This is a genomic window from Anaerolineales bacterium (genome assembly GCA_025808555.1).
Lineage (GTDB): Bacteria > Chloroflexota > Anaerolineae > Anaerolineales > UBA11579 > JAMCZK01.
Genome location: CP075526.1, coordinates 1,938,187 through 1,962,861 on the forward strand (window position 1 = coordinate 1,938,187; position 24,675 = coordinate 1,962,861).

At 59.9% G+C, this 24,675-nt stretch carries 29 protein-coding genes and 1 tRNA gene; 14 read left to right on the top strand and 16 right to left on the bottom strand.

Going from position 1 to position 24,675, the window contains the following annotated elements:
- The first annotated feature begins 59 nt into the window (after nt 1–59).
- Entirely contained in the window at nt 60–371 is a 312-nt protein-coding gene (locus KIT08_09665; GenBank protein UYN89353.1) for a hypothetical protein, read from the top strand.
- Nucleotides 372–376: 5 nt separating this feature from the next.
- Here the strand turns inward: KIT08_09665 and KIT08_09670 are convergent, their stop codons facing one another.
- Entirely contained in the window at nt 377–841 is a 465-nt protein-coding gene (locus KIT08_09670) for a hypothetical protein (protein ID UYN89354.1), read from the bottom strand.
- Between the two features lie 93 nt (nt 842–934).
- Nucleotides 935–1,189 carry a hypothetical protein gene (locus KIT08_09675; GenBank protein UYN89355.1) on the bottom strand — a complete coding sequence of 85 codons (255 nt, stop codon included), beginning with the start codon at nt 1,187–1,189 and terminating at the stop codon, nt 935–937.
- 35 nt (nt 1,190–1,224) lie between these two features.
- Between KIT08_09675 and KIT08_09680 the strand changes: the two genes are divergently transcribed.
- Both KIT08_09680 and KIT08_09685 read left to right on the top strand, forming a co-directional pair.
- Nucleotides 1,225–2,307 carry an Mrp/NBP35 family ATP-binding protein gene (locus tag KIT08_09680; GenBank protein UYN89356.1) on the top strand — a complete coding sequence of 361 codons (1,083 nt, stop codon included), beginning with the start codon at nt 1,225–1,227 and terminating at the stop codon, nt 2,305–2,307.
- An 81-nt stretch (nt 2,308–2,388) separates the two neighbouring features.
- Nucleotides 2,389–3,354, top strand: a complete 966-nt coding sequence (locus KIT08_09685) for a hypothetical protein (protein ID UYN89357.1) — start codon at nt 2,389–2,391, stop codon at nt 3,352–3,354.
- A 51-nt stretch (nt 3,355–3,405) separates the two neighbouring features.
- Here KIT08_09685 and KIT08_09690 read toward each other — a convergent pair whose 3' ends face one another.
- A complete protein-coding gene (locus KIT08_09690; GenBank protein ID UYN89358.1) occupies nt 3,406–3,858 on the bottom strand; it encodes a cupredoxin family copper-binding protein in 453 nt (150 codons plus the stop codon).
- Between the two features lie 111 nt (nt 3,859–3,969).
- Here KIT08_09690 and KIT08_09695 point away from each other — a divergent pair, with 111 nt between their 5' ends.
- The 3 genes from KIT08_09695 (at nt 3,970) to KIT08_09705 (ending at nt 6,895) form a co-directional block, all read left to right on the top strand.
- Entirely contained in the window at nt 3,970–4,815 is an 846-nt protein-coding gene (locus KIT08_09695; protein ID UYN89359.1) for an ABC transporter substrate-binding protein, read from the top strand.
- Between the two features lie 35 nt (nt 4,816–4,850).
- The gene (locus KIT08_09700; protein ID UYN89360.1) at nt 4,851–5,741 is read left to right on the top strand and encodes a DMT family transporter; all 891 of its coding nucleotides are present in this window, start codon (nt 4,851–4,853) and stop codon (nt 5,739–5,741) included.
- A 167-nt stretch (nt 5,742–5,908) separates the two neighbouring features.
- The gene (locus tag KIT08_09705; GenBank protein UYN89361.1) at nt 5,909–6,895 is read left to right on the top strand and encodes a hypothetical protein; all 987 of its coding nucleotides are present in this window, start codon (nt 5,909–5,911) and stop codon (nt 6,893–6,895) included.
- Between the two features lie 34 nt (nt 6,896–6,929).
- Here KIT08_09705 and pyk read toward each other — a convergent pair whose 3' ends face one another.
- Both pyk and KIT08_09715 read right to left on the bottom strand, forming a co-directional pair.
- Complete coding sequence (gene pyk, locus KIT08_09710) at nt 6,930–8,402, bottom strand: pyruvate kinase (protein UYN89362.1); 1,473 nt, start codon at nt 8,400–8,402, stop codon at nt 6,930–6,932.
- Between the two features lie 84 nt (nt 8,403–8,486).
- Nucleotides 8,487–8,558, bottom strand: a tRNA-Gly gene (locus tag KIT08_09715).
- 98 nt (nt 8,559–8,656) lie between these two features.
- Here KIT08_09715 and KIT08_09720 point away from each other — a divergent pair.
- The gene (locus KIT08_09720) at nt 8,657–9,748 is read left to right on the top strand and encodes a hypothetical protein (GenBank protein UYN89363.1); all 1,092 of its coding nucleotides are present in this window, start codon (nt 8,657–8,659) and stop codon (nt 9,746–9,748) included.
- A 7-nt stretch (nt 9,749–9,755) separates the two neighbouring features.
- A complete protein-coding gene (locus KIT08_09725; protein UYN89364.1) occupies nt 9,756–10,589 on the top strand; it encodes a universal stress protein in 834 nt (277 codons plus the stop codon).
- 170 nt (nt 10,590–10,759) lie between these two features.
- On the opposite strand, the gene KIT08_09730 is transcribed toward KIT08_09725, so the two are convergent.
- From KIT08_09730 to KIT08_09740, 3 genes are read right to left on the bottom strand one after another with little or no spacing between them, the layout of a single operon-like run.
- Nucleotides 10,760–11,791 (bottom strand): 2-oxoacid:ferredoxin oxidoreductase subunit beta, encoded by a 1,032-nt coding sequence (locus KIT08_09730; GenBank protein UYN90807.1) that lies wholly within the window; start codon nt 11,789–11,791, stop codon nt 10,760–10,762.
- A gap of 20 nt (nt 11,792–11,811) precedes the next feature.
- The gene (locus KIT08_09735) at nt 11,812–13,635 is read right to left on the bottom strand and encodes a 2-oxoacid:acceptor oxidoreductase subunit alpha (protein ID UYN89365.1); all 1,824 of its coding nucleotides are present in this window, start codon (nt 13,633–13,635) and stop codon (nt 11,812–11,814) included.
- A 19-nt stretch (nt 13,636–13,654) separates the two neighbouring features.
- Nucleotides 13,655–14,314 carry a FadR family transcriptional regulator gene (locus tag KIT08_09740; protein ID UYN89366.1) on the bottom strand — a complete coding sequence of 220 codons (660 nt, stop codon included), beginning with the start codon at nt 14,312–14,314 and terminating at the stop codon, nt 13,655–13,657.
- Nucleotides 14,315–14,487: 173 nt separating this feature from the next.
- Between KIT08_09740 and KIT08_09745 the strand changes: the two genes are divergently transcribed.
- Nucleotides 14,488–15,918: a hypothetical protein gene (locus KIT08_09745; protein ID UYN89367.1), complete on the top strand. Its 1,431-nt coding sequence runs from the start codon at nt 14,488–14,490 to the stop codon at nt 15,916–15,918.
- Nucleotides 15,919–15,968: 50 nt separating this feature from the next.
- Entirely contained in the window at nt 15,969–16,187 is a 219-nt protein-coding gene (locus tag KIT08_09750) for a hypothetical protein (protein ID UYN89368.1), read from the top strand.
- Nucleotides 16,188–16,238: 51 nt separating this feature from the next.
- On the opposite strand, the gene KIT08_09755 is transcribed toward KIT08_09750, so the two are convergent.
- From KIT08_09755 to KIT08_09780, 6 genes are all read right to left on the bottom strand, one after another.
- Nucleotides 16,239–16,904, bottom strand: a complete 666-nt coding sequence (locus KIT08_09755) for a hypothetical protein (protein UYN89369.1) — start codon at nt 16,902–16,904, stop codon at nt 16,239–16,241.
- Nucleotides 16,904–17,242, bottom strand: a complete 339-nt coding sequence (locus KIT08_09760; protein UYN89370.1) for a hypothetical protein — start codon at nt 17,240–17,242, stop codon at nt 16,904–16,906. The genes KIT08_09755 and KIT08_09760 overlap by 1 nt, the downstream gene beginning before the upstream one ends.
- Nucleotides 17,243–17,246: 4 nt before the next feature.
- Nucleotides 17,247–17,480, bottom strand: coding sequence for a hypothetical protein (locus tag KIT08_09765; GenBank protein ID UYN89371.1), 234 nt, complete (start codon nt 17,478–17,480; stop codon nt 17,247–17,249).
- Between the two features lie 8 nt (nt 17,481–17,488).
- Nucleotides 17,489–18,796 carry a cell division protein FtsZ gene (ftsZ, locus tag KIT08_09770; protein UYN89372.1) on the bottom strand — a complete coding sequence of 436 codons (1,308 nt, stop codon included), beginning with the start codon at nt 18,794–18,796 and terminating at the stop codon, nt 17,489–17,491.
- A 19-nt stretch (nt 18,797–18,815) separates the two neighbouring features.
- Nucleotides 18,816–20,129 carry a hypothetical protein gene (locus KIT08_09775; GenBank protein UYN89373.1) on the bottom strand — a complete coding sequence of 438 codons (1,314 nt, stop codon included), beginning with the start codon at nt 20,127–20,129 and terminating at the stop codon, nt 18,816–18,818.
- A gap of 103 nt (nt 20,130–20,232) precedes the next feature.
- Nucleotides 20,233–20,868 carry a hypothetical protein gene (locus tag KIT08_09780; GenBank protein UYN89374.1) on the bottom strand — a complete coding sequence of 212 codons (636 nt, stop codon included), beginning with the start codon at nt 20,866–20,868 and terminating at the stop codon, nt 20,233–20,235.
- Nucleotides 20,869–20,977: 109 nt separating this feature from the next.
- Between KIT08_09780 and KIT08_09785 the strand changes: the two genes are divergently transcribed.
- The 4 genes from KIT08_09785 to KIT08_09800 all read left to right on the top strand — a co-directional run bounded on the left by KIT08_09785 (nt 20,978) and on the right by KIT08_09800 (nt 23,765).
- On the top strand, nt 20,978–21,901 hold the full coding sequence (locus tag KIT08_09785; GenBank protein UYN89375.1) for an NAD-dependent epimerase/dehydratase family protein: 924 nt from the start codon (nt 20,978–20,980) through the stop codon (nt 21,899–21,901).
- A gap of 116 nt (nt 21,902–22,017) precedes the next feature.
- Complete coding sequence (locus KIT08_09790; protein ID UYN89376.1) at nt 22,018–22,656, top strand: cyclase family protein; 639 nt, start codon at nt 22,018–22,020, stop codon at nt 22,654–22,656.
- A gap of 3 nt (nt 22,657–22,659) precedes the next feature.
- Nucleotides 22,660–23,247 carry an N-acetyltransferase gene (locus tag KIT08_09795; GenBank protein ID UYN89377.1) on the top strand — a complete coding sequence of 196 codons (588 nt, stop codon included), beginning with the start codon at nt 22,660–22,662 and terminating at the stop codon, nt 23,245–23,247.
- A complete protein-coding gene (locus KIT08_09800) occupies nt 23,244–23,765 on the top strand; it encodes a GNAT family N-acetyltransferase (GenBank protein ID UYN89378.1) in 522 nt (173 codons plus the stop codon). The genes KIT08_09795 and KIT08_09800 overlap by 4 nt, the downstream gene beginning before the upstream one ends.
- A gap of 4 nt (nt 23,766–23,769) precedes the next feature.
- On the opposite strand, the gene KIT08_09805 is transcribed toward KIT08_09800, so the two are convergent.
- Together KIT08_09805 and KIT08_09810 are read right to left on the bottom strand one after the other, a co-directional pair.
- Nucleotides 23,770–24,201 carry a DUF309 domain-containing protein gene (locus KIT08_09805; GenBank protein UYN89379.1) on the bottom strand — a complete coding sequence of 144 codons (432 nt, stop codon included), beginning with the start codon at nt 24,199–24,201 and terminating at the stop codon, nt 23,770–23,772.
- An 87-nt stretch (nt 24,202–24,288) separates the two neighbouring features.
- Entirely contained in the window at nt 24,289–24,672 is a 384-nt protein-coding gene (locus KIT08_09810) for a hypothetical protein (protein UYN89380.1), read from the bottom strand.
- Between the last annotated feature and the right edge of the window lie 3 nt (nt 24,673–24,675).

Here is a 24,675-nt window from a genome sequence, read left to right on the forward strand (position 1 = left end):
CAAACTGACCATGGAATAAACGAAGCGAGGTTATGCCTCGCTTCGTTGTAAATGGCACTATGTACAACGAAGATACTGAACTGCTCTTTCCGCTCCGCGTCACCCCCGCCATCCGTGATCTGCACGGGGTGGGGTGGCGCGCCGCGGCCGAGAAGGCTTATAAGGCCGGCCCGGATGGTGAGGATGCGGTGGTGTTTGTGCTGGCCATGGCACGCGTCAATGGCTGCCACAATTGCAACGCCGACTCGTTCCGCGCCATGAAGGGCTGCACCGAATGCTCGCAGGATAATGTGCGCCGTTTTCGTGGTGGAGAGAAAGGCTTGCTCAAGCAGATCGAGAAGGCGGGAAAAGATCTGGCTGAAGCAGAGTAGACAAACTAGCTCTCAAATGCCTTTGCCAGCAGCGCGGTTAAACCCAATTGCGCTGCTGTTTGTTTTAAATAGTTGATATCAAGAAGATCGCGTTGCACTGCAATGAGCCCAAGAATGTCCCGCCATTGACGTTCGGAAACTTCACCGCCCTGCTTGTACCACTCTAGCTTGGCCAGGATAGTGTCTTCTGGGCTGGCAACTACCGCCTGTACAGCATGCTCCAGCGATAGCGCCGCCGTTTTGCTGCGTGCAAACTGTTGTTGAGTAAATTTGCGCTCGCTGGGGATGAAAATATCAACCTTGAACATTGTGCCTATATGCAGGATATTGAAACTGGAACGGCTGACGATGGCACCCGTAACCATCTGCTCATCAATAAAAAAATCTTTCTGCAAGGCGGCAACCAATGGTTTGGCATCTTGCATTTTCAACTTCGCCACAATATCGGCATCTTGTGTGGTGCGTACCATGCCATGAAAGCTCTAGCCAATGACCCCGTAATGAAGTATGGAATCTGAAGAGCGTCTAGCGCTTGTGTGACCCGCAGTGTGATTGAAATTGGGTCAAAGTCTGTCTGGGTGCTTGCCATAATATCGGGTAGCCAATTCCTCGCCCAGCAACAGGCCTGCCAGGCGGCGTTGCAGTTCGGCAGGGCTGGCATCCGGGTGGCGCTGGCGCAAACCCGCCAGCGCCAGTTGGCGGGAGGCGCGGGTAAGCGCAGCCACCATTTGCATCTTGCGCCAGCCAGGTGTTTCGCGTAATGTCCGAATTTGCATCGCTTCGATAGCAGGATGCGTGTCGGAATAATAGCTGCCCATGAATCCAGTATACAGCAGCCTTTATAATATGCCTCATGTCCAAAGAGATCACCAACGAAACTGTATTGGCCGCGCTTGCCAAGGTCAAGGAGCCGGCCACTCAAAAAGACTTTGTCCTGCTCAATGCTGTGCAGCAACTTGATGTCAAGGGCGATAGCGTTGCTCTGACCCTGGGGCTCATTAGCCCCAGCCATCCATTCCAGGCTGAGATCGACAAGGATGTGCGCAAAGCGCTGGAGAAAGCCGGCGCCAAGAAGATCGCGCTTGATTTCGCCCTACAGGTGCCTGGCGACGGGCGCCCGCGTGCAGGCTCCGCCGCCGGCGTCAAGAACACCGTTGCCATTGCCTCGGGCAAGGGCGGGGTAGGCAAGAGCACCGTCTCCGTCAACGTAGCCGCCGCGCTCGCCAAAGCCGGCGCCCGCGTCGGCCTGCTGGACTCTGACGTGTATGGCCCCAATGTACCCACCATGATGGGCGTCAAGCACCTGCCGGCGCCGCCAGACGCCAGCGGCCATCTGCTGCCCGCCGAAGCCTACGGGGTGAAGATGATGTCGATCGGCTTTCTGGTCAAGCCGGAGCAGGCCATGGTCTGGCGTGGCCCCATGCTGCACAACGCCATTCGCCAATTCATTAATGATGTGGAGTGGGGCGAGCTGGACTATCTCATCGTGGACATGCCGCCCGGCACTGGCGATGTGCAGCTCAGCATGGCGCAGACCACGCCGCTCAGCGGCGGGGTCATCGTCACGCTGCCGCAGCAAGTCTCCACGGATGATGCCCGCCGCGGGGCTGAGATGTTCCGCCAGCTGCGCGTGCCGCTGATGGGCGTGGTCGAGAACATGAGCTATCTGGAATTGCCGGATGGCAAGCGTATGGAAGTCTTCGGCAAGGGTGGCGGCGAAGCGCTGGCTGCCGAGTTTGGTGTTCCGTTCATTGGCGCGGTACCCATGGAGTCGCAGGTGCGTGCGGGCGGCGACAGCGGCAAGCCGATCGTGATCAGCCACCCGGATTCCGCGGCGGCGCGTGCCCTCACCGAGATTGCCGCAGATATTGCCCTGCGCACTTCGGTTGCCGCTTTGGCTGCGCAAAGCCAGGCGTTCTCGATTAAAATCGAGTGACATAAAAACAGGGCGATCTTCTAGCCTGTTTAGTTTCGAGGAAAGGTGCGCTGAGGATGTACGCATCCCAGCGATAACAATATGACTGATTCGCCACAGCCGTTGGAGCAGGTGCAAAACCCGCTCATCGTCGGCATCCGTTTTCAAAAGATCGGCAAGCTGTACCACTTTGACGCCAGCAAAGAGCCTGAGCTCAAGCCGGGCGACTACGCCATTGTAGAGACCAGCCGCGGTATCCAGATCGGCCAGGTGGTGCAGCGCCTCGAGGAGCCACCCGCACCGCCGCAACAGGGCACCTGGAAGCCGATCGAGCGCAAAGCCTCGCAGGGCGATCTGGAAGTCCATAAGAATATTCAGAAAAAAGAAGTGGAAGCCATGATCGAGGCGCGGGCGGCGGCGTCCAAGCTCAATTACAAGGGCGTCAAGATCGTAAAAGCTGAGTTTAGCTTTGACCGCAAGATGCTGACCTTCTTGTACAACACTGAAGAAGACAAGGATATGGACTTGGGCAGGCTGCGTAAGGAGATGCTCAAGCTCTACACGAACACAAATATTGAGATGCGCCGCGTTGGCCCGCGGGATGTCGCCAAAATCCTGGGCGGCATGGGCGCCTGTGGCCTGGAGAGCCGCTGTTGCTCTACCTTCCTGACCGACTTCAGCCCCATCTCCATTAAGATGGCCAAGGCGCAGGGCATTTCGCTCGACCCTGGCGAGATCACCGGCATGTGTGGGCGCTTGCGCTGCTGCCTGATCTACGAATACGAGCAATATGTCGAGGCGCGCAAGACCCTGCCCAAGCGCGGCAAGGAAGTACAAACGCCCCTGGGCCGCGGCAAAGTGATTGACGTGGTGCCCCTGAAGCAGGCCGTGCTGGTGTCGCTACCCGAGGGCAAGCGCGCCGAGTTCCTCAAGCACGAGATCGAGCCATGGGACGAGCTGGAGGCCCTGCGCCGCAAGAGCGAAGCGCCGTGCGACCGCCACGAAAACGGCGGCTGCGACTGCGGCAAAGCCAACTACGGCGACAAGCAGAAAAAGACTGACGACTAACAAAAACGCCCGCAACCGCGGGCGTTTTTTTACCTGTTAGCGTAGTCTGCGTTACTCTTCAACCACGATCGTGCCCGACATGCCGGCATGGCCAGCACCGCCATGGAACTGGCAATGGTAGTCATACGTGCCCGGAGTGTCAAAGGTGAAGCTGAAGCTATCGCCTTGGCCTAGCGTGTTGCTGCCAAAGCTGCCGTCGTCAGCGGTTACCGTGTGCGGCGCATCCTCATTGTTGCGCCAGGTCACAGTGGTGCCGGCCTTTACAGTGAGCGTGCCGGGGCCAAAGGAGAAGTTGGCGATGGTGACAGTGTCGCCGCCGCTGTCTTCACTCTCTTCCTCCGCCTCGGTAGGGGCTGACGCTTGCGTAGGAGCTTCGGTGGGTTGGTCCACATGGTCGGTGGCCGCAGGCGGCTCTGTGGTGGCGGCGGGTGCGCCGCCGCAGGCGCTCAACAGCAAGAGCAGGATGGTAGCGAGAGCAATGCGTTTGAAAATGGGCGAATTCATTGCAAAACCTCCTCTGGTTTTAACCAGTATAGGCAGCCAGTTTAAGTATCAGATTAGTGCCAGCTAATTTCAAAACTCGGCTGCGCTAAGACGCCCTTGTATACTTAGCCTATGCGGGCTGTTTCTCTTGTGCCATCCATTACAGAGAGCTTGTTCGAGCTTGGCCTCGGCGACAGCGTCGTGGGCATCACGGATTATTGCATATATCCCGCTGAGGCTCTGGCAGGCTTGCCGCGCATCGGCGGCACAAAGAACCCAAACCTGCCCGCCATCATCGCCTTGCAGCCGGATGTGGTCTTTGCCAACCAGGAAGAGAATACCCAGACCGCCGTCGAAGGCCTGCGGGCGGCGGGCGTGAATGTGGTGCTGCACTTTCCGCAGACAGTGGAGCAGGCGCTGGCGGATCTCGCCGGCATTGCCGCCCTGTTTGGCCGCCTGACGGCGCAGCAACGCGTGGCCCAATTAGCGGAGCAAGTCGCCGCCGCCCGGCGGCTGGCGCTGCAACCGTTGCGCACCTTTGTGCCCGTGTGGTACGAGGAGGGTGATCCGCAGTGGTGGATGACCCTGAACCAGCACACCTTCACGCATGATGTGCTGACCCTGTGTGGCTTTGACAATGTATTCGCCCAGCGTGAGCGCCGCTATCCGCTGGCGGCCGACCTGGGCCGCGCAACCCCCAAGCCCGCCGCGGGACGCGACACGCGCTATCCGCGTGTAACCACCGCCGAGATTGCCGCTGCGCAGCCAGAGGCGGCCCTGCTGCCTTCTGAGCCGTATGCTTTTACTGCAGCAGACGCGCAGCGTCTGGCGGATGCGCTGGGCGACCAGCTGCCTGCCCAGCGCATTCACCTGGTGGATGGCAGCTTGCTCACCTGGCCTGGCACGCGCCTGGGGCAGGCCATTACGGCGCTGCAAGCACTGCACGCTACGCTCAGCTCAGCCAGCCACAGCAAGTAGAATTGCACGCACCCTCTACTGAGAACTCAAGTCTGATGAATTCTTTGCAACGTCGCACCGGCATTCTATTTGGCCTGCTGGCTGCCGCCATCTGGGGCGGTATGTATGTGGTCAGCAAAGTGGTGCTGGAGGTTGTGCCGCCTTTCACCTTGCTAACTCTGCGTTTGCTGCTGGGGATTGCCAGTCTGGCCGCCTGGGTCAGCTGGCAGCGTGCCTGGCCGCAGCTAAGCCGCGGCCAGTGGCTGCGGTTGTTGGCGGTGGGCACGCTGGGCTATGGCGTTTCGTTGGGCTTCCAGTTTGCCGGCACGCAGCTTTCCACCGCAGCCAACGGGGCGGTCATTACTGCGGCAACGCCGGCTTTCGTGTTCCTGTTCGCCTGGCTGCTGCTGCGCGAGCGCATTGGCTGGCGCCAGGTCGCCGCTTTGCTCCTTTCCACTGCGGGTGTGCTGATGATCATTGACCCCTTCCAAGTTCGTCTAGATTCAGAGCTGGGAGTAGGGAATCTCCTGTTGGTTGGCGCCGCAGTGACCTGGGCGCTGTATTCCGTCTTGGTGCGGCAATCCACCCAGCAAGTCGATCCCTTGGCCTTCACGCTGATCTCCTTCATCGGCGGCTTGTTGGTGGCACTGCCCGCAGCCGCGCTGGAGTTGCGTACTCAGACTGTGGGTGCAGCCACTCCTGGCGTGGCGCTGGGAATTGTGTATCTGGGCGTCATCTCTACTGCGGTTGCAGCCTATTTGTGGAACAAGGCCTTCGCCGTGCTGCCTGCCGGCATGGCTGCTCTCACCTTCTTTGCCCAGCCCTTAGTGGGGGCTGGGCTGGGTATCGGCCTGCTGGGTGAGCCCTTCACCCTGCAATTCGCGGCTGGCGCTGCTCTCATTTTGCTCTGCTTGTGGATGGCGGCTCAGCCCGATAGAATCAACTAGTCTGTGGGCTGCCTGGGCAGCCTGCTCGCGGAGGCAGTGTTTTGCGTCAATTCGTTTTACGTCCCCTTGGCCTGATCGCACTCACGATCTTTGTTTTTCTTCTTCCAGTCAGCCTGGCTTTCCGAGAGCTGGCTACGCTCGTTTTTGATGCTGAAGCAACCAAGGCAATGGTACGCGAGCATCTTGTCAGCGGTCAGATGGCTTCAGCCTTGGCTCAGCAGCTCACCCGCCAGATATTCCTGTCGGAAGACGGGCAGGATACGCTCACCGGCGCATTTGTGCGCAACACCCTGTCTGAGCTCAGCGAAGACGATTGGCGCGCCATCACAGCCCTCACCATTCCTGCAAATCTGGTCGATGATACGGTTGATGACGTGGTCAACGGTTACACCGATTGGCTTGATGGCGATGCAGCCCTGCCGGAGATCCGTGTGGAGCTTGAGGGCTGGAAAACAAACATTCAGCAGAATGCCGGGCCGGTGCTGGGTGTTGTGCTGGAGGCGCTGCCTGAATGCAGCGGCAGCCAGGTAGCTGGCATGGTGCTTGGCGCGTTGCAGTCTTTTGAGACCCTGCTGGGGCAGATAAGTGGCTGCCGCCCGCCGGAGCCGGTGTACTCTGCCCTGATCGACAATGCCGGCACCATCTTTGAGGTCAGCCTGAGCCAGGCGCCATCCTCGGTGGATGTGGGCGCGCTTGGCCAGCTGGCCGGCGCGCCGGAGGAGCTGGCCCAACTCAAGGATGGGCTGGTGCAGTTACGCCGTGCATTCTTGTGGGGCTGGCTGGCCATTGCCGGCCTTGGAGTGCTGGCAGGCTTGATGGCTGGGCGCGATTTGAAACAAGCGTTGGTCTGGATCGGTGTCCCGTTCCTGTTGGCTGGGCTCCTTACCTTTGTCTTTGGCCTCGCGTTGGAGATCTTCTCGTTGCAATTTGTAGACGCCTTTTTTGCCGGCCCTCTGCTACGCGGGGGTGGCGCCGCGGCTGCGCTGGGTGGGGCCGTGGCTGGCGGCGCGCTGGACTTTGTCAGTGGGCCATTGATGATGCAAGGCTTGATCCTGATCGCTCTCGGAGCTGTAGCAGCTTATGCCGGCTATTCGCTCTCGCGCAGTCTTGCTTCGCCCGGCATTCCGATCAATCGCAAGCGAATCGGCTGGTAAAAAAAAACAACCCTGGTATCACCAGGGTTGTTTTTTATTTTGCTGGGGTTTCGCGCTTGTATTGCTTGTTGCGGTCCTGGCCCAGGGTATGCAGCATCACCAGGTTGGGCTGGCGCATGTCGCCGATAGGATAGCCAGAGATGACGACAACCTTTTGGCCCGGTTTGAGGTCATGCAGGCCCAGGGTGTTCGTTTCAATACTTTCCAACATTTCATCAATGCTATGCGAGAGTGCGACCATGATCGGCACCACGCCGGCATACACTGCCATGCGGTTGTACGTCTTGCGCTCCGGGGTCAAAGCCAGGATCGGCACACGCGGGAAGGCTTTGGACATCAGCAGGGCGGTGCGGCCCGATTCAGTGAATACGGTGATCGCGGCTACATTAACATCCTGAGCCAGTTCACGCGCCGCCCGCGTGATGGAGATGGCGTCTTCGCGCTCCAACGAGGGCTCGCTGCCTTTCCAATGGCCCCATTTGTACTGGTGTAGCTCCGATTCGTGGATGATGGCTTCCATCATCCGCACCGTTTCCACCGGGTAACTGCCCATGGCGGTTTCGCCCGAGAGCATGACGGCGTCCGTGCCGTCAAAAATGGCGTTGGCCACATCGGATGCCTCGGCGCGAGTGGGGCGTGGATTGAGGATCATCGACTCGAGCATCTGCGTAGCCGTGATCACGATCTTGCCCGCCTGGTTGGCGGCGTCAATGATCTGCTTCTGCGCGATCGGCACATACTCGGGCGGCAGCTCCACACCCAGATCGCCGCGCGCCACCATCACTCCGCTGGCCGCCGCCACGATCTCAGTCAGGTTCTCGAGGGCTTCGCTGCGCTCCAGCTTGGCGATGATGGGTACATCCATGCGGTCTGGGGCAGGGGCGTGCTGGTTGATGAAGGCGCGTACCCGCTTCACATCTTCAGCGGTGCGCACAAAAGAGATCGCAACCATATCTACGCCCAGTTCCAAGCCTTTGGCCAGGTCCTGCTCGTCTTTGGTCGTCAGCCCCGGCACATCAATGTAGGCGCCAGGCAGGTTGATGCCCTTATTGGACTTCAAGGTGCCGCCGATAATGACTTCAGCCTGAATGGCGGTGTCGGTCACTTCCTCTGCACGCAGCTCCAGGCGCCCATCATCCAGCAGGATGCGGCCACCCTTTTTGACAAAGCGAGGCAGATCAGCAAAGTCCACTGGAATTGAACCCAGGTTGTCGTCAATAGTGCTGAGGGTGATCCAATCGCCGCGGGTCAGGATGACGCTGCCATTGGCCAGGTCGCCCACGCGGATCTTGGGGCCTTGCAGGTCTTGAAGGATGGCCACAGGCGCATCCAACTTCTCAGCAGCGGCGCGTATCCGCTGGATCAGCTGCTCATACTCGGCGTGCGTTCCGTGCGAGAAGTTGAGGCGCGCCACGCTCATGCCCGCAGCGATCATGCGCTCCAGCGTGGCACTATCCTGGCTGGAAGGCCCCAGCGTGGCTACGATTTTGGCTCGGCGTTCTTTCAACATGGAGTTTATAACCCGCAAAAGCGGGAGTGGTTGCACATAATTGCAAAAAACTATTCAGTTTTTGTGCCTCATCGTTGATAGAGCGGGTGATGGGATTCGAACCCACGAATGCTTGCTTGGGAAGCAAGTGCCTTACCACTTGGCGACACCCGCGTGGAGGCTCATTATAACGCTGGCTTGAGCTTTTAAAGGCGCGGGCGCGCCTTACCATTGCTTTAGCAGTTACTCCGGCTTGCGTATAATGTATGTCATTGAATAGCAAACCAGATCCTATTGTGGCCGTGTCCCAGTGGCGCGCCAAGCTTGCCCGTTCAGCAGGGCAGTTGGCGCTCTTTTTTGTAAGTCTTTGGCTCTTCATCCTTGCTATCAGCCTTATGAAAGCTGGGGCACAGGCGCTGGGCCCATTTATCCAAAGTGTATTTGCACTAGAGAACTTTGCCAACAGCCTTGGCTTCGGTTGGCTGCTTGCTTACGGTGTCATGAGCGGCTCCCCGGTGGCCGCGGCGGCGCTGACCTTTTTTGATGCTGGCATTGTGCGCGATATTGATGCCTTCGCCATGATTACCGGTAGCCGTCTGGGAGCCAGCCTGATTGTTTTGCTTATTGGCTTCGTCTACGTCTTGCGCGGCCGTAACCGCGCCGAGAGCCTGGGCATGGGTCTGGTATCGTTCTGCGTCACGGGATCTACGTACTTGGTCGCCTTGCTTCCTGGTTACCTGCTGCTGTCTAGCCACCGGCTGGATGCGGTTCAGTTGCAAAGTGGTGCAATCCTCTCCTCTGTGATAGACAGTCTGTTTGATCCGGTGGTGCATTTGCTTGATGCCTGGTTGCCCGGCTGGATGTTGTTTGTAGTGGGTCTCGGTGTGATCCTGCTTAGCTTCCGTCTCTTTGACGATTTACTCCCTACCGAAACCATAAAGAATAGCCGCGTGGGCCAACTGTCTCGTTTGACGTACAAGCCGATTGTGATGTTTGTCTTAGGTTCATTCATCACAATGATCTCTATGTCAGTCAGCGTATCTATATCTATCTTGGTGCCACTAAGCCAGCGCGGTCTGGTGCGCCGCGAGAATGTGATCCCTTACATTATGGGAGCCAACATTACTACGTTTATAGACACCTTGTTGGCTGCCGTGCTGCTGGTTAACCCGCGTGCATTCACTGTGGTTTTGGTAGAGATGCTCAGTATCTCTATGGTGTCTGTCGTCATTTTGGCACTTTTCTATTCCAGTTACGAGCAATGGGTGCTCAGATTTGTAAACTGGCTTGTAAACAGCAATCGTAATCTGGCAGTCTTTATTGCTGTTATCTTTACCGCACCTTTGCTTTTGCTGCTTTTGTAGAGGTCGTATGCATATCTTGATTTCAAACTACCATAGCGCTGAGACTGACGACTCTGCGTTGCAGTGTGGGTTGGCGCTGGCAAAAGATAGCGGCGCAGACTGCACTTTGCTGTATGTCATTGCGCGGCCAGGCGAACGCCAGCAAGGCCACGCAGCATTGCAGGCTATGCAAGCACGCGCCGAGGCTCTGGGTGTCTCCGCCACCAGCGAGATGCGACTGGGCTTGCTTGCAGAGCAGATTGTCCATTTTGCCAACGAGGCGGACAGCAATCTCATCATTATGGGCGATGCCAAACCAGATGTGTTCTTTGGACAGTTGCTTGCACCGCCGAGTGAGCGCGTCTTAGCGAATGCGCCATGTCCTGTGCTGATTGTGCGCGGGCTGGTGCGCCCGCCGCGCAAATGGCTGGTGCTTCATAGCGGGCAAGAGGCCATGCGTACACTGCCTTCGCTGCTTAAAAGTGTAGGCCCGCTCCTGAGCCCCGGCACCCAAGTTACTCTGTTGCATGTGATGTCAGAGATGGCTGCTAGCTATAGCGTAAGCGGTTGGGAACTTTCAGCTACAGCCGAGGAGCTAATTGCCCAGGGTACCCAGGAGGGGGACTGGCTCAAGCAGGGGGTAGGTTTCTTTGAGTCTTATGCAGGCGTAGCGGCGCGCCCCAAGGTGCGCCACGGCACTGTGGTTGAAGAAATTTTGGCTGAGCTTCACGAAGGTGACTACGATCTGGTGGTCTTTGGCAGTCACGTAGGCCGCGGCTGGCAGGAGCTGCTTACAGACAATGTTGCCAAGCAGCTGCTCCAACTCTCTTCGGTCTCTGCGCTTGTAGTGCAGCGTAGCTAGACATTTGACAAAAACGCCACCTGCAAGGTGGCGTTTTTTGTTTCAGTTAGCAGTGCTTGCGGGCTGCACCAGCCCTTGTTGCTCCAGATATTGGATGATCGGGCGCGCATTCTCACAAAACAGCCTGCTTATGCAGGCTGTTCCTATTTCTTGCACTCTGCCAGATATTCCTAAAACATCATTGCGTTGGCTTTTTCGATCATGCTCTTGTCCGGGCGCAGATCGGCTTCCGTCATGCGGTTTAGCGGTCGGGTGGCTGAGAGCTCGGCCACATCCGTGAGCGAAGGCAGGTTGGGTTCCACATAGATCAGGCCGGTCAGTAGCACGGCCTCCGTGCGGGCAGCCTCGATCAGCTTCATGGCCGCGCTGCGGCTTGTCGGGTCGTGCTCTCGGTCCAGCTTCTTGAGCACGATGGTGGCGCCGTCGTGCATAGTCACGGTCTTGGTGGTGCCTTCAGGGAACTCGCCGAGTTGGATCTCCTGCTCGCGCGGTACAAAAGTGAAGTCGTGCAGAGGCTCCTGGTGCTCGCGGCCCCAGCCGTACGAGTGGCGCGAGTCATCTTCGTTGTTGAAGGTTACGCACGGGCTGATGATGTCCAGGATCGCCAAGCCGTTGTGGCTCAGCGCGGCCTTGATCAGCGCCTTGACCTGGTTAGCATCACCGGCGAACGAACGAGCCACAAAGGTGGCGCCTGAGGCCATCGCCTCTTCCACCACGTCCACCGGGGTGAACGGGTTCAGGCCCTGGTACTTGAGGCGCAGGCCCTTCTCCGCTGTGGCGGAGAACTGGCCCTTGGTCAGGCCGTATACGCCGTTATTCTCGACGATGTAGACCATAGGCACGTTGCGGCGCATGATGTGCTTGAACTGGCCCATGCCGATATTGGTGGTGTCGCCGTCGCCGCTCACGGCCAGGGCGCGCATGCGGTGGTCGCCGAACATGGCGCCCGTCGCCACCGAAGGCATACGGCCGTGCAGGCTGTTGAAACCAAAGCTGCGGTTCAGGAAGTAGGCCGGGCTCTTGCTCGAGCAACCAATACCGCTCAGCTTGATCACATCCTCGGGCACTACGTTCAGTTCGTAGGCGGCCGCAATGATCTGGTTGGAAATCGAGTTGTGACCACAGCCGGCGCACAGGGTGGTGGGGGCGCCGCGGTAGTCATTCTTGGACAGCCCAACCAGGTTGAGCTGCACGTTTGGCATTTGTGCGGTTTCAGTCATGGCTACTTCTCCTGAAGCTCTACGGCTTCCTTGACCCAGTTGGCGGTCAGCGGCATGCCGTCATGTTTGGCGAGTGAGATCAGTTTCATGGTGTGCTCTGGGTACTCCAGGCGCAGGATCATGTTCATCTGGCCGTCGCGGTTCATCTCAACTACGTATACCCGTTCGTGCTTGTCAATGAAGTCCTTGACCTCACTGGTGAAAGGCACGGCGCGCAGGCGCAGATAGTCGGTCTCCAGACCGTTCTCGGCCAAATAATCACGCGCTTCCAGAATGGCGGCGTCAGTGGAGCCGTAAGAGATGATGCCAACTTTGTTGCCGCTGCCGGTGATCTCAGGCTTGGGCATGTAGCTGGAGGCCGTCTCAAACTTGTGCTTGAGGCGGGCCATGTTCTTCTCCCAGTCCTCGCTGCGCTCACTATACTTGGCATTGTCGTTGTGGCCGGTGCCGCGGGCGAACCAGGCGCTGCGCGGGTGCTTGTTGCCCGGCACCGTGCGGTAGGGGATCCCGTCGCCGTCCACATCCTTGTAGCGCTGCCAGTCACTCAGCTTCTCCAGGTCTTCTTCCCACAAAATCTTGCCGCGGTCCATCGGGACGTTCGGGTATTCGAACGGCTTGGTCATCCAGGTGTTCATGCCCAGGTCCAGGTCGCTCATTACGAAGACAGGTGTCTGCATGCGCTCGGCGATGTCAAAGGACTTCCAGCCGAACTCGAAGCATTCGCTGGCCGAACCGGGCAGCAGCATGATGTGCTTGGTGTCGCCGTGACCCAGGAAGTAGGTGGAGATGATGTCGCCCTGCGAAGTGCGCGTGGGCAAACCAGTGCTGGGGCCAACGCGCTGAATATCCCAAATAACCACGGGGATCTCGGCATAGGCAGCCAGGCCCACGAACTCGGTCATCAAGCTGATGCCGGGGCCGGAGGTGGAGGTCAGCGAGCGCAGGCCAGACCAGCCGGCCCCCACGGCCATACCGATGGCGGCCAATTCGTCCTCAGCCTGCACGATGCCGTAGGTCTTGCCGTCGTGGCCTTCTTTGTCGCGGAACTTGGCGATGTTCTGGCTTACGCCTTCAGCCAGGCTGGAGGCCGGAGTGATGGGGTACCAGGCCATGAACTGCACGCCGCCGAAGATGGAGCCCAGCGCGCCGGCGGTGTTGCCGTCAGCCATGATGAAGCCCTGGGTCTCGTCCATCGGCTCTACACGGAAGGGGTCGGTCTTGGTGAGGCTGGTCTTGGCCCACTCGTAGGCGGCCTCGATCACGCCCATGTTGATGGCAATCGGCTTCTCTTTGCCGTCAAAGTGGTAATCCAGCGCTTCACGGATCTTGGACATGTCAATGTCCAGCATGTGCGCCAGCACGCCCACATAGGCCATGTTGGCAACATAGTCGCGCAGGGTGGCCGGGGCGGTGGATTCCTTGGCAAATTTCTTGGCGGGGAAGGAGTACACGGAAATGTCCGTGCGGTTGACCTCAAATTTCAGGTGATCGCCGTAATAGAAGGCGCCGCCGGGGGCCACACTGGCCAGGTCCTCAACAAAAGTGTCCTCGTTCATCGCCACCACGATCTCGTGCTCGGCGCGGCGGGCGAGGTAACCCTTCTTGCTCAGGCGGATGGTGTACCAAGTGGGCAGACCCTGAATGTTGGACGGGAACAGGTTCTTGCCCGAGACGGGGATGCCCATCTTGAACAGGGCGCGCAGCAGCGTCAGGTTGGACGTCTGGCTGCCCGAGCCGTTCTTGGTGGCCACGGTCATCGAAAAATCGTTGACCACAGCTTTGCCTGTTCCGGTTTGTTGTGTTTCTTGCACCTGCGGTGTTGCCATTCCTTCTCCTTGTTTGACGTTATTCGTCACGCTTATCGATGAGGTCAAAGTGGCCATTGAGTAGCTGGTGGCCACGTTCAAAATCCTGGTTGGCAATAGCTTCCACGATCTGGCGGTGCGAACTCCAAACCTGCACCTGGTAGGCCAGCCCAGTGTAACGGCTCAGGCCCACTTGCTCGTACGCTTCCCAATAGGCCTCCAGTAGGCCGATCACGAACGGGTTCTCCAGGTGGCGGTAGATGACCAGGTGCAGTTCGCGGTGTTCCGCATGCGGCACGCGGATCGGCTCGACTTGCAGCATCTCTTCGGCACGGTCCACCAGCTTGCGCAGGTGGTCAATGTCCTCGGGTGTCAGGCGCTCCACCGCCTCGTACCAGTAGGCGCGCTCCAGATGTCGACGCACGTCTGAGAAGCGGTCAAACGCAGCGCGGTCACGGTCCATCGCATAAAACAGGCTCTCGCGCACGGCGGGGGCGAAAGTGTAGGGCAGGCGCTTGATGCCCGTGCGCGGCCGTACCTCCACAAAGCCGAGGGCGCGTGCCACTTGCAGTTGCTCTCTCAGAACCGAAATGCTCACGCCGTGCTCGGCGCTCAGTTCCTGGAGCGAGGGCAGGCGGTCACTGCCATTGCCGTTGGCAAGGTATTTTATAAAGTCGAAGGAGGTGGTTTCTTTCAACATAAAGACTCTGATTTGATAATGCTTATTAATCAGATTATTATGAGGATTTAAGTATAGCGGTATTCAACACTGGAGTCAAGCTGCTGTAGATATTGCCGCCTTGACGTTGCTTTTTGATACCCGTATTATCGGCACACTTCTGCCGCGGTAGACATCCTTCACATAGGTGTTCTATGACCAAACAGCCGGATCGTATTCACATCATTTCCTTCGTCAACCAAAGCCTGGGTAATTCCATGTACTTGGTCGCCGATCCGGCCAGCAGGCAGGCCGCGGTCATCGACCCTGAGCGTGACGTCGAGAAGTTCGTGCGCGCCGCCCAAGAGCAAGGCTTCGCCATCCGCTACGGGCTGGAAACTCACCTGCACGCGGATTTCATTTCCGGCGTGCATGAGCTGCAAGCCACCCTGCGCGCCGCAGACCCGGCTGCCGAATACGAGATTGCCGCCAGTGCTGCAGGCAAGAGTATTTTCCCGCACCGCGCATTGACCGAAGGGGATGTCATCACGCTGGGTGATCTGGAGTTGCGCGTAGTTAGCAGCCCGGGCCACAGTCGCGAGCATATTAGCTTCATAGCCTATGCAAAGGGCACTGATCAGCCGCTGGCGTTGTTCAGCGGCGGTTCGCTGATCGTGGGCGGCACCGGCCGCACCGATTTGCACGGGGAGGAGAACACCATCCCGCTCGCACGCGCCCTGTTCGCAACCATGCAGAAATTTGCCAAGCTGCCCGATGAGCTGCCGGTCTACCCCACCCATGGCGCAGGCTCCTTCTGCAACACGGCCGCCGGCGGCGAGCGCACGTCCACCATCGGTCACGAACGCAAGACCAATCCCTTCTTCCAGATCAACGATGAGGAAGAGTTTGTGCGTGCCGCCACCGATGGTCTAGGTAACTTTCCCGACTACTACAAGCGTCTGCCCGCCGTGAACCGCACAGGCGCCCGCGTGTTGGGCGGCGTGCCGCAGCCGGTGGCGCTCACTCCGGCCCAGCTGCAGTCAGAGGTTCAGGCCGGTGCGGTGGTGCTGGATGTGCGCGAGGCTGATCTCTTCTTGGCCGGCCACATTCCGCAAGCCTTTGGCATTCCAGTCTTCGCCCCGCTCAGCACTTGGGCGGGCTGGGTGCTGCCCGAGGCGCGCATCATCATCGTTGCCGATGCGCCGGCTGAGCTGGATGAGGCAGTGTTGCAACTCATCCGTGTAGGCTATGACGATGTGTTCGGGTTTTTGGAAGGAGGGCTGGCCGCCTGGCAGGCTGCTGGCCTGCCACTTGCGCGCGTGGAGAACATTGCTGCTCTACAACTTAAGGATTGGGTGGATGCGCAGAACGCACCCTCCATTCTGGATGTGCGTCTGCAGCACGAATGGGATAGTGGGCGGCTGCCGGGCGCCCGCCTGCTGGAGGCGGGTTTGCTGCCGGCGGCCACGGCGGAGCAGTTGGGCAGTCTGCAGGAGCCGCTATTGGTGCATTGCAAAGCCGGCACGCGTTCTACGATTGCAATCTCGCTGCTGGAGCGCAAGGGCTTCACCAACCTGCTGGCGCTCGACGAAGGCATTGAGGCTTGGAAGCACGCCGGTTACCCGTTGGTAAATGGCAAAAATTAGCCCTGCCTCCACTTGACAACTGAACAAGTGTTCTATATACTGTTGGCATAGTGAGGTATGCCATGCAGGCTCCTATCAACTCAAATCCTGAAAAAGCCGGCCAGCAGGCGGCCATTGAGCAGCTCAACAGCGCCGTGGTAGGCCTTAGCGCTCAACGCCAGCACCTGCGGGATTACCGCCAGCGTGCTGAGCGCAGCAGCCTGGTCAACCAGGCGCTGCAGGCCTACCGGGCCTATATCCGCCTTCAGGGTGAGCCTGGCGCAGTCTAGAACTAAAAAAAGCCTCGAGTATTCGAGGCTTTTTAGATTTGAGGCATAAGCTCAGTTGGTTGCCCACGGGTGGCTGCAGCGCAAGGCGAACCCATTCTGTGCCCAGGCATCCCAGCGGGTGATCAATTCAAAGATGCTCACGCTGCTTTGCAGATGTTCTGGCGTTAACGCCACCCAGGCGTCCAGATGCTCTGCTTGCCACCCCGTCGCGCACAGGCTTTGCACCAGTTGCACCTGCTCCTGCAGCGCAGCCTGTGGCTCCGCTGCTGGCGAGCGCAAGCTGAACGAGCCGCCAGCCAAAGCGCTCAGCGTCTCTACCGCAGCCTGATCCAGCACAAAGATCTCGTCAAATGCAATACCAGCCGCACTAATTGGCGGCAGGGCCGCAACGGCTTCACTGCTCGTACTGGCCAATCGCAGCTCCGAATGCGGCTGCGCATAGCCAGACCCGCTTTGCAGTGGGGCAGGGTACAGCGGGCTCCACTCCAGCGTGCCACTTTGCGTGCGCTGCACTTGCCAGGCCGCCAGCAGCTTAGGCTGCTCGGCGTCCATCGCATCCACAACCACAACCAGCCTGTTTTGCTTGATAGGAGTCTTGGCCGCGCCAATATCTGCAGCTTGGGCGCTGCCCAGGCTGCCTGCCAGCAGGCCGCTTAGAATGCCAACGCCTATGAAGGCAAAGAATAGTGTGCGGCGTGTGAGCATAAACTTGCCCATCACAGCGCTCCCATCAGCCACAACCCGATCAATAAACCCAGCACCCAACCACTCATCGCGACCACCACCCAGCTTTCTGTCAGGCGCGCCAGCAGGGTGGGCTGGCTGTTCCAGCTGGGTTCGGTATACAGGTCATCCGCGGCGTATTCGGCGCGTAGGCTACGCTGGGCTTGCACATCCATGGCCCGCTCGGTGGCCCGCTTGGCCGCGTTTGCCGCCGCCCGCAATACGCGGCTGCCCATCGGGCGTGCCGCGCCTAACGGCCGCAGCGCGCTCAGTGCGCTGACCGCCAGCTGCCATACTTTGAGTTCAAGCCACTCGCCAACCTGCGTCATCATCATTTCACCGTGAAGTAGTAACCTTCAGAACCTTGCCGCGCCCATCCGCCACCACGCGCACCGTGCGCGCCAGGTTTGGCCCGTCGCCGGCGGCGCGGCCTTTGAAAGTCAGCAGATACGTGGCGCCACCCGCGCTCTTGGCGCTGGCTTGCGTGCGCACAGTCGGCTGCTCACCCGCCAGTTCAGGGAACTGGCGGTGGATCTGCTGAGTGATCGTTTTGATGGTCTGGTTGTCCATCTCTTGCTCTATTCGCCCACCCGCAAGTTGAAGCGGGCGCGCTTGCGCATGAAGGCTGGCACGTCCAGATCGTTGAGCACGTCCACCGGCATGGCCGGCATGCTCTCGGCGATCATTTCGGTTCGCACAGGCTTGGCTTCGACCCCTGCCTGGAAGGCGCTCTCGCTCGGCTCGGTCTCGCCCTCGCCGATCTCGTCAGGCACAACATCCATCCCATTCATCTCGGCGGGCATGCCTACCGCGGCCATGGCCGGCACGGCAGCCTTGGCCACTACTTTGGCTGGCGCAGCCGTCACCGCTACCGGGTGCAGCTTCTCGGCGCCGGGCAACACTTCTTCCAGGCTCTTGGCCCCGATGCCGGTCACCACCAGGATCACCTGAGTGCGCTCGGTCATGCGCTCATCGCTCGAGACGCCCATCACCACTTCCACATCCTCGTTCACCAGCTCACGCAGGTAACCCAGCGCTTCGCCGACTTCGAACAGGGTCAGGTCATCACCGCCACTGAAGTTGGCGATCACGCCCGAAGCATCCTTGAGGGAAACGCTCTCCAACAGCGGGTGATTGAGCGCCTGCTGCACCGCTGCTACGGCCTTGCCTTGGCCCGTGCCCTGGCCGATCGCCATCAGCGCGCCGCCACCCTTCAGCATCATGTTGCGCACATGCGCAAAGTCCACGTTGATCAATCCGGGCTGGGTCACCAGCTCGGCAATGCCCTGCACAGACTGGCGCAGCACATCATCCGCCATGCGGAAGGCAGTTTCCAGCGGAAGGTCCTGCGGAGCGACATACAGCAGGCGGTCATTAGGGATCGCGATCAGCGTGTCCGTGTTGGGTTGCAGCATGGCCAGGCCTTCCTGCGCGTTCTTGAGGCGGCGGCCCATCTCAAAGCTGAACGGCATCGTCACCACCGCGATCGTCACCGCGCCCAGTTCGCGCGCCACTTCGCCCGCAATGGCGATGGAGCCGGTGCCGGTCCCGCCGCCCATGCCCGCCGTCAGGAACACCATGTCGGCGCCTTCCAGCGCGGCTTCAAGTTCCTTGCGGCTCTCGATGGCGGCCTGGCGGCCGATCTCAGGATTGCCGCCGGCGCCCAGGCCGCGGGTCAGCAGGGGGCCAAGCTGCACCTTGGTGGGCGCCAGGCTCCTCTGCAGCACCTGATAGTCAGTGTTGGCCGCGATGAAGTCAATGTTCTCCAGACCCAGCTCGATCATGCGGTCCACGGCGTTGCCGCCGCCGCCGCCCAGGCCTACGACCTTGATGACCGGGCCGAGCTTGGTCTTGGTGGGTTGGGTTTCCAGGTTGAAGTCTTCCATACTTGTGCTCCCTTGGTGGCTAGGCCATGTCCGGCAGGTTCTCTACCTGGCATCCGGCCTGGATCAGTTCACGCAATGTGCTGTCAGAGAAAGCTTGCAGCCCGCCAGCCAGCGTCACGCGCTGGGCCAGCATGGCCTCGGCCAATGAAAATCCGATGGTTGGTTGGTACTGCGCAATGAAGGCAGCCGCCTGCTGCAGTGGCCAATACGCATCCGGCAGCAGCAGGTAATGCCGAATGCTGCGCGATGTGCCTGGCACGCTGGCCGCCAGCGGCTCTGCCGCTGGCAGGCTGTGGCTTAAAGCCTCGTGCTGCACCGCAGAGATCTGCGACTCGAACTCAGTTCCCTTCTCGACAGTGGGGAAGCTGTGTGCGGCCAGGCGGCCCGGCTCCAGGGCCGCGTCGGCGATCGCATTGGGCATGCCCTCTGCGTCAAACCAGGCCTGGCCGGCTTCGGGGCTGTCCGCATCCGCGGCCAGCAGCCAAAGGCCGGCGGCTACAACGTTGTTGGGCAGCTCGGCACCCTTCAGGGTTTCGATCAATTGTTGCGTTGTTACGGAGTCGGCCTCGCCGTGTTGCTGTATGCCGGTGGCCACTAAAATCATGGGCAGGCTGCGGCCGATCGCCGCCGTGGTCACCGCGTTGTACCAATCAAAGATGCGGAAGCCGCGCTGGTCCTGGCTGTTCTCGGGCGTGGAGTAGGGCAGTGTGGCGGGCCAACGTTCCGGGCCGCCTTCGCCCCAGTTCAAACCTTTTTCGCCAACCCAGGCGTATGCGCCCAAAGCCAGATTGGCCAGCAGTACTTCCTCACCGCGCTGGTCCAGCTCTTCCAGCGCACCGCGCACGAAGGCTGTGTCCCAATAGTCGCCGCCGGGCTCCAGCGGGGGGAAGACCGGCGTCAGGCCGGCTTCGATCGCCGCCTGCGCCAGCGGAACGAACAGTTCCAGGAAGCGCGGCACCAGCCCACGCTGCGTCCAGCCAGTGGCAGGCCACTGGCTGCGCAGGTTGGGCTTGTCGAACAGTACGGCATAGCGTACGCCCCACTTGGCATATGCTTCAAACATGCCCTGTAGCGCGCTGGCATCCGCGGCGCCGTCCAGCGCCAGTTGGAAGTGCAGCACCGGCTCAATCCCAGCCTGTGCCAGACTGCGAATGAAGTCTTCGGGGATGGCGCGCTCAGCCGTGGCTTGCAGCACAACCCAATTGGCGCCCATGGCCTGCATCTTGGGCAGCCAGGTGAGCAGGTCTGCGCTGTGATAGTGCGCCGTGTTCGGGAAGTAATGCACCCCTAGGCGCCCGCGGCTGGCTAGCCCTTTAAATGAGTTCTCTTGCACCGTTATGTCCAACATCATGCTGGACATGGATGCAAGAGACGTGCCAATCCTTCAATTTCTGCCCTGTGGGCTCCGGATTGGGTAAACCTCTAAGTTGGTGGCCCTAGAAACAGGCCAGGCCTGCTCCCGGGCAGCGGGCGGCGATCAACGCCAGCGCCGCAGCCATGAAGGCAAAACCTGCGATCGCGCCGATCACGGTCTGCGGCAGGTCATGCCGGTCAGTGTGCACACGCGCCCACAGCACCAAAGGCACCAGCAGGAACAGCGGCGCGGCCGCCGGGCCAAGCAGCGCCCACAGCAGCAGCACGAAGGCGGCAATCCCCGCGCCGTGCCCGCTGATCTTCCATTTGAGCGTGATCAGCAGCATCAGCAGGCCCTGCAGCGCGCCCACGTAAGTGAAGGCCTGGATGACAAACGGCGCATCCGAGAAGTACATCACCACGCTGGCAACCGTGAAGACGATGAAGATGAACGCCATGGGCTTGATGCGTTCGGTGCGCTCCTTCATATGGAAGTCGCTCACCTCACCCTTGCGCATCAGGTAGATCAGGTAGAGCAGGGGCAGCACAAAGCCAAAGCCGGCGTACACGCCCGCCCACGGCCAGAAGCGCTCATCGTTGATCTGAATGCCCATCAGGTACATGCTGGCGAAGCTCAGCACGGCCGGGCTGGTGAGCACAGAAATGGCTTTGGCCAATACCCACAAGGGGTCGCGTTGTACGGTGCTTGCTGTTTGCATCTTCGGCATAATCGTAATTCACAGCCTTTAAAGGGGAATAAAGCAACGGCGAATGTATTGTTAACAAGTTTAACCGCCTTTCGATACGTGCATATGGTAAAAACGCAGCATGATTTTAGTCACCGGTGGCCCAGGCTTTATTGGTCAGCGTTTGATTGACCGCCTGGTGCAGGAGGGCCACCAGGTGCGCGCCCTCATTCGCCCATCCAGCCTTTCGCCGCGGCTCCCGCACGGCGTATCCGTGCAGGCTGCCATCAGCAGCCTGGCGGATACGCGCGGCTTGCGCGCCGCCCTCGTCGGCGTCGACACCGTCTACCACCTGGCCGGCATTGACTGGGCCGACCCCGGCGATGATCTGCGCGCCACCGATATTGACGGCACGCGCAGCCTGCTGCAAGCGGCCCAGGATGCCGGCGTGCAGCGCCTGGTATACCTCAGCCACCTGGATGCCGACCGCGCCGCGGCCTATCCGGCCCTCAAGACCAAGGGCATCGCCGAAGAGTTCATCCGCCAAAGCCCCATCCCGCACACCATCCTGCGCTCTGCCATTGTGTATGGCCCAAACGATCACTTCACCACGCGCCTGGCGCAGTTGCTGGCCTACGTGCCCCGCGTCTTCCCCTTGCCGGGCGATGGCGCCTCGCTCTTGCAGCCCATCTGGGTGGAAGACCTGGTGACCTGCCTGGCCTGGTGTCTGGAAGATGACCAGACCCTTGGCCAGACCTATCAAGTGGGCGGGCCGGAGCACATGTCCTACAAGCGCATCATCGAACTGGTGATGGAGCGGAGCGGCCAGCCGCGCCGCTTGCTGCCCGTGCGCCCCTCGTATCTGCGCATGCTCAATGTCCTGCTGCACACCCTCGCGCCACGCCTTCCGGTCTCCAGCTATTGGCTTGACTATCTGGCCGCTGACCGCATTTGTGAGCTGGACGTGGTGCCGCGTGTGTTTCACCTGATGCCGGCGCGTTTCCCCCAGCGCTTGGAGTATCTGCAAGGCGTGGATTGGAAGGCTAGCTTGCGGGCTAACTACTAGCTATCAATGTCCAACTCATCGCCATTCTTTCCAAACTGTCTTTGTGAACTGTTGACTGTCAACTGTTCACTAATTCCACTGGCGCGTGCCAACGCCCCTCTATATACTGCCTGCAGATGCGCACCTACGATGTAACCCTCACCATCGATCCTTCCATGCCCGTGTGGCCCGGCGACCCGGGAGTCACGCTGGAACGCGTGCAGAAGATCGAAGATGGTTCAGTCGCCAATGTTTCGCGCATCGAGATGGGCGTGCACACCGGTACGCATGTAGACGCTCCCTATCACTTCATCAAAGACGGCAGCACCGTCGAGCGTTTGTCGCTCAAGACGCTGATCGGGCGCGCCTATGTGGTGCACCTGGACGATAGCGTTGACCGCATCATGCCTGAGCATTTGGAGGCGGCCGGCATTCCGCCGCGCACGCAGCGCGTGCTCATCCGCACCCGCAACTCCAAACACTGGGCCAAGGGCGATTACAAGCCTTTCGACGAAGATTATGTGGGCGTAGATGTCAGCGCCGCGCAGTACTTGGTCAAGCGCGGCGTCAAGCTGGTGGGCGTGGACTATTTGTCTGTGGCCCCGTTCCCCGAACCGCAGCCCACCCATGTCGCCTTGCTCAAGGCGGGGGTGGTCATCGTGGAAGGGCTCAACCTCTCCCAAGTGGCCCAGGGCCGCTACAACTTCTGGTGTTTGCCCCTCAAGCTGGATAAGACTGACGGTGCCCCGGCGCGGGCGGTATTAGTAGGCGTGTAAGCATTGCCGAATATAGCTCTTCGTCTCGCCACCAAAGAAGATGCCGCTGCAATTTTAGAAATTTACGCGCCAATTGTGAATAATACTGCCTCCTCTTTTGAGATTGAAGTGCCCGCACTTGGCGAGATGCAAACCCGCATCCAAAGCATTTCGAATAGTTATCCCTGGCTTGTTGCTGAGCATGAGAGCCGCATCTTGGGTTACGCCTACGCCAGCCAGTACCGTCAGCGTGCCGGCTATAACTGGGCAGTGGAAACGTCTGTATATGTCCATCCAGATGCTCTCCGCCAGGGATTGGCAGCGCTTATGTATACCGCGCTGTTTGCAATTCTTAAGGTCCAGGGCTTCTTCAAGGCCTACGCAGTCATCACCTTGCCAAATCCAAGCAGCGTGGGCTTGCACGAATCTTTTGGCTTTCGACACTTTGCCACTTTCCAGTCAGTGGGTTACAAGCTCAATACCTGGTGGGATGTGGGATGGTGGGAGCGTGTGCTGCTCCCAGAGCGGCACGCGCCTGCGCAGCCGCTGTGGCTTAGCGCCTTGGTGGGCAGCCCGCAGATTGATGCCATCCTGCAGGGGCAGGCCCCATGAGTGTGCGCGCGGCTCATCCCGCGGAAGCAGCCGAAATAGCCCGCGTGCATGTCGCCAGCTTCCGCAGCGCCCATCGCAGCATGCTGCCGGATGAGTTCCTGGATGCTCTCTCAGTCGAAAGCCGCGAGGAGATGTGGCGGCGCATGCTCACAGAGCGGGCGGAGACGCACTTTCTCTTCGTAGCTCTGGATGGCGAGCAAATCATCGGTTTCGCCGCCGGCGGCCCGCACACAGGCGACCAGCCAGGCAATCCGTCATCCGGCTACGCCGGCAAGATCTATACCATATACCTGCTGCCTGAAGCGCAGGGGCTGGGCGCCGGCCGTGAGCTGCTGGAGCGCATCCTGGCCGAATTCCGCAGCCGGGAGCAATCCCCCGTGTTCTTATGGGTCCTCAAAGAGAATATGCAAGCCCGCGGCTTCTATGAGCATATGGGCGGCGAGCTGGTTGAAGAGAAACAGGAAGAGTTTGCCGGCCAGCCCACGACCCAAGTAGCCTATGCATGGTTCAACGAGTGAGCATCTAGTCACTGAGCTCTACTGGCTTAAGTAGAGCTGTATCAAATTCCCCCAGGCGCTCTGGCCCCAGCCGCCGTGCTTCACTGATGGCGGCTTCCACATCGGCGCGCAGCTGGTCTACGTTCACGCCGCGGCATACCGGCGGCCAGGGGCGCAGCCACTTCTTGCAACGCTCGTACATCTTGGCCATGCCCAGATAGTTGCCACGCTGGATCTGCAAGTACATCACGCCCGCCTGCAAAATGCCCTTGTATAGGTGGCGGGCTGGGCCGCGCTCTTCTTTCCAGGCCGTTTCCAGCGCCTCGTGCGCCTCCCAATACTCGCCGGCATTGAACAGCGCAATGCCGCGCACGGCCTCAGCATGCAGCTGCCCCCTGCACGCAGCCGGCAGCTGCTCAGGGGTGACGAAGACTTCATCCGGGTTGCGCACGGCCATGGCGCGAGTATAGCCCGCAAACCAAACCGCCGTGGATGTCCACGGCGGTTTGGTTTGCTTTTTGTTGGTTTTGTTCGCCCTCTCAGGCTATTCGATGAAGATCTCTACGTGTTGGCCGTCTTCCTCGTCTTCAATGTCCACCACTTTCCCGATGGCCCCGCTGCGGATGGCGCTCATGATGTCGGCCTGGGCCACCTCGGGCACAAAGTTGGAGGCGATGTTGATGCCGGCGTCCACCAGCGAGAGCGGCAAACTGACGCTCACCTTGGCCTTGCCGGTGTTCATATCGGTTACGCGCACCCGCAGGTTGCGGGCTTCTTCGCCTGGGGCGGGGGTGCGGCCCATGGCGGCCGGCGGGCGACCGCCCGCGCTGCGGTTCAGCGCTTCCAGTAATTTTGCGCCGTCCTCGGGGCTGATCTTCTCATCCCGGATCATTTGCAGGATCTTGATGCGTTCTTCGCTGCTAGCCATGGT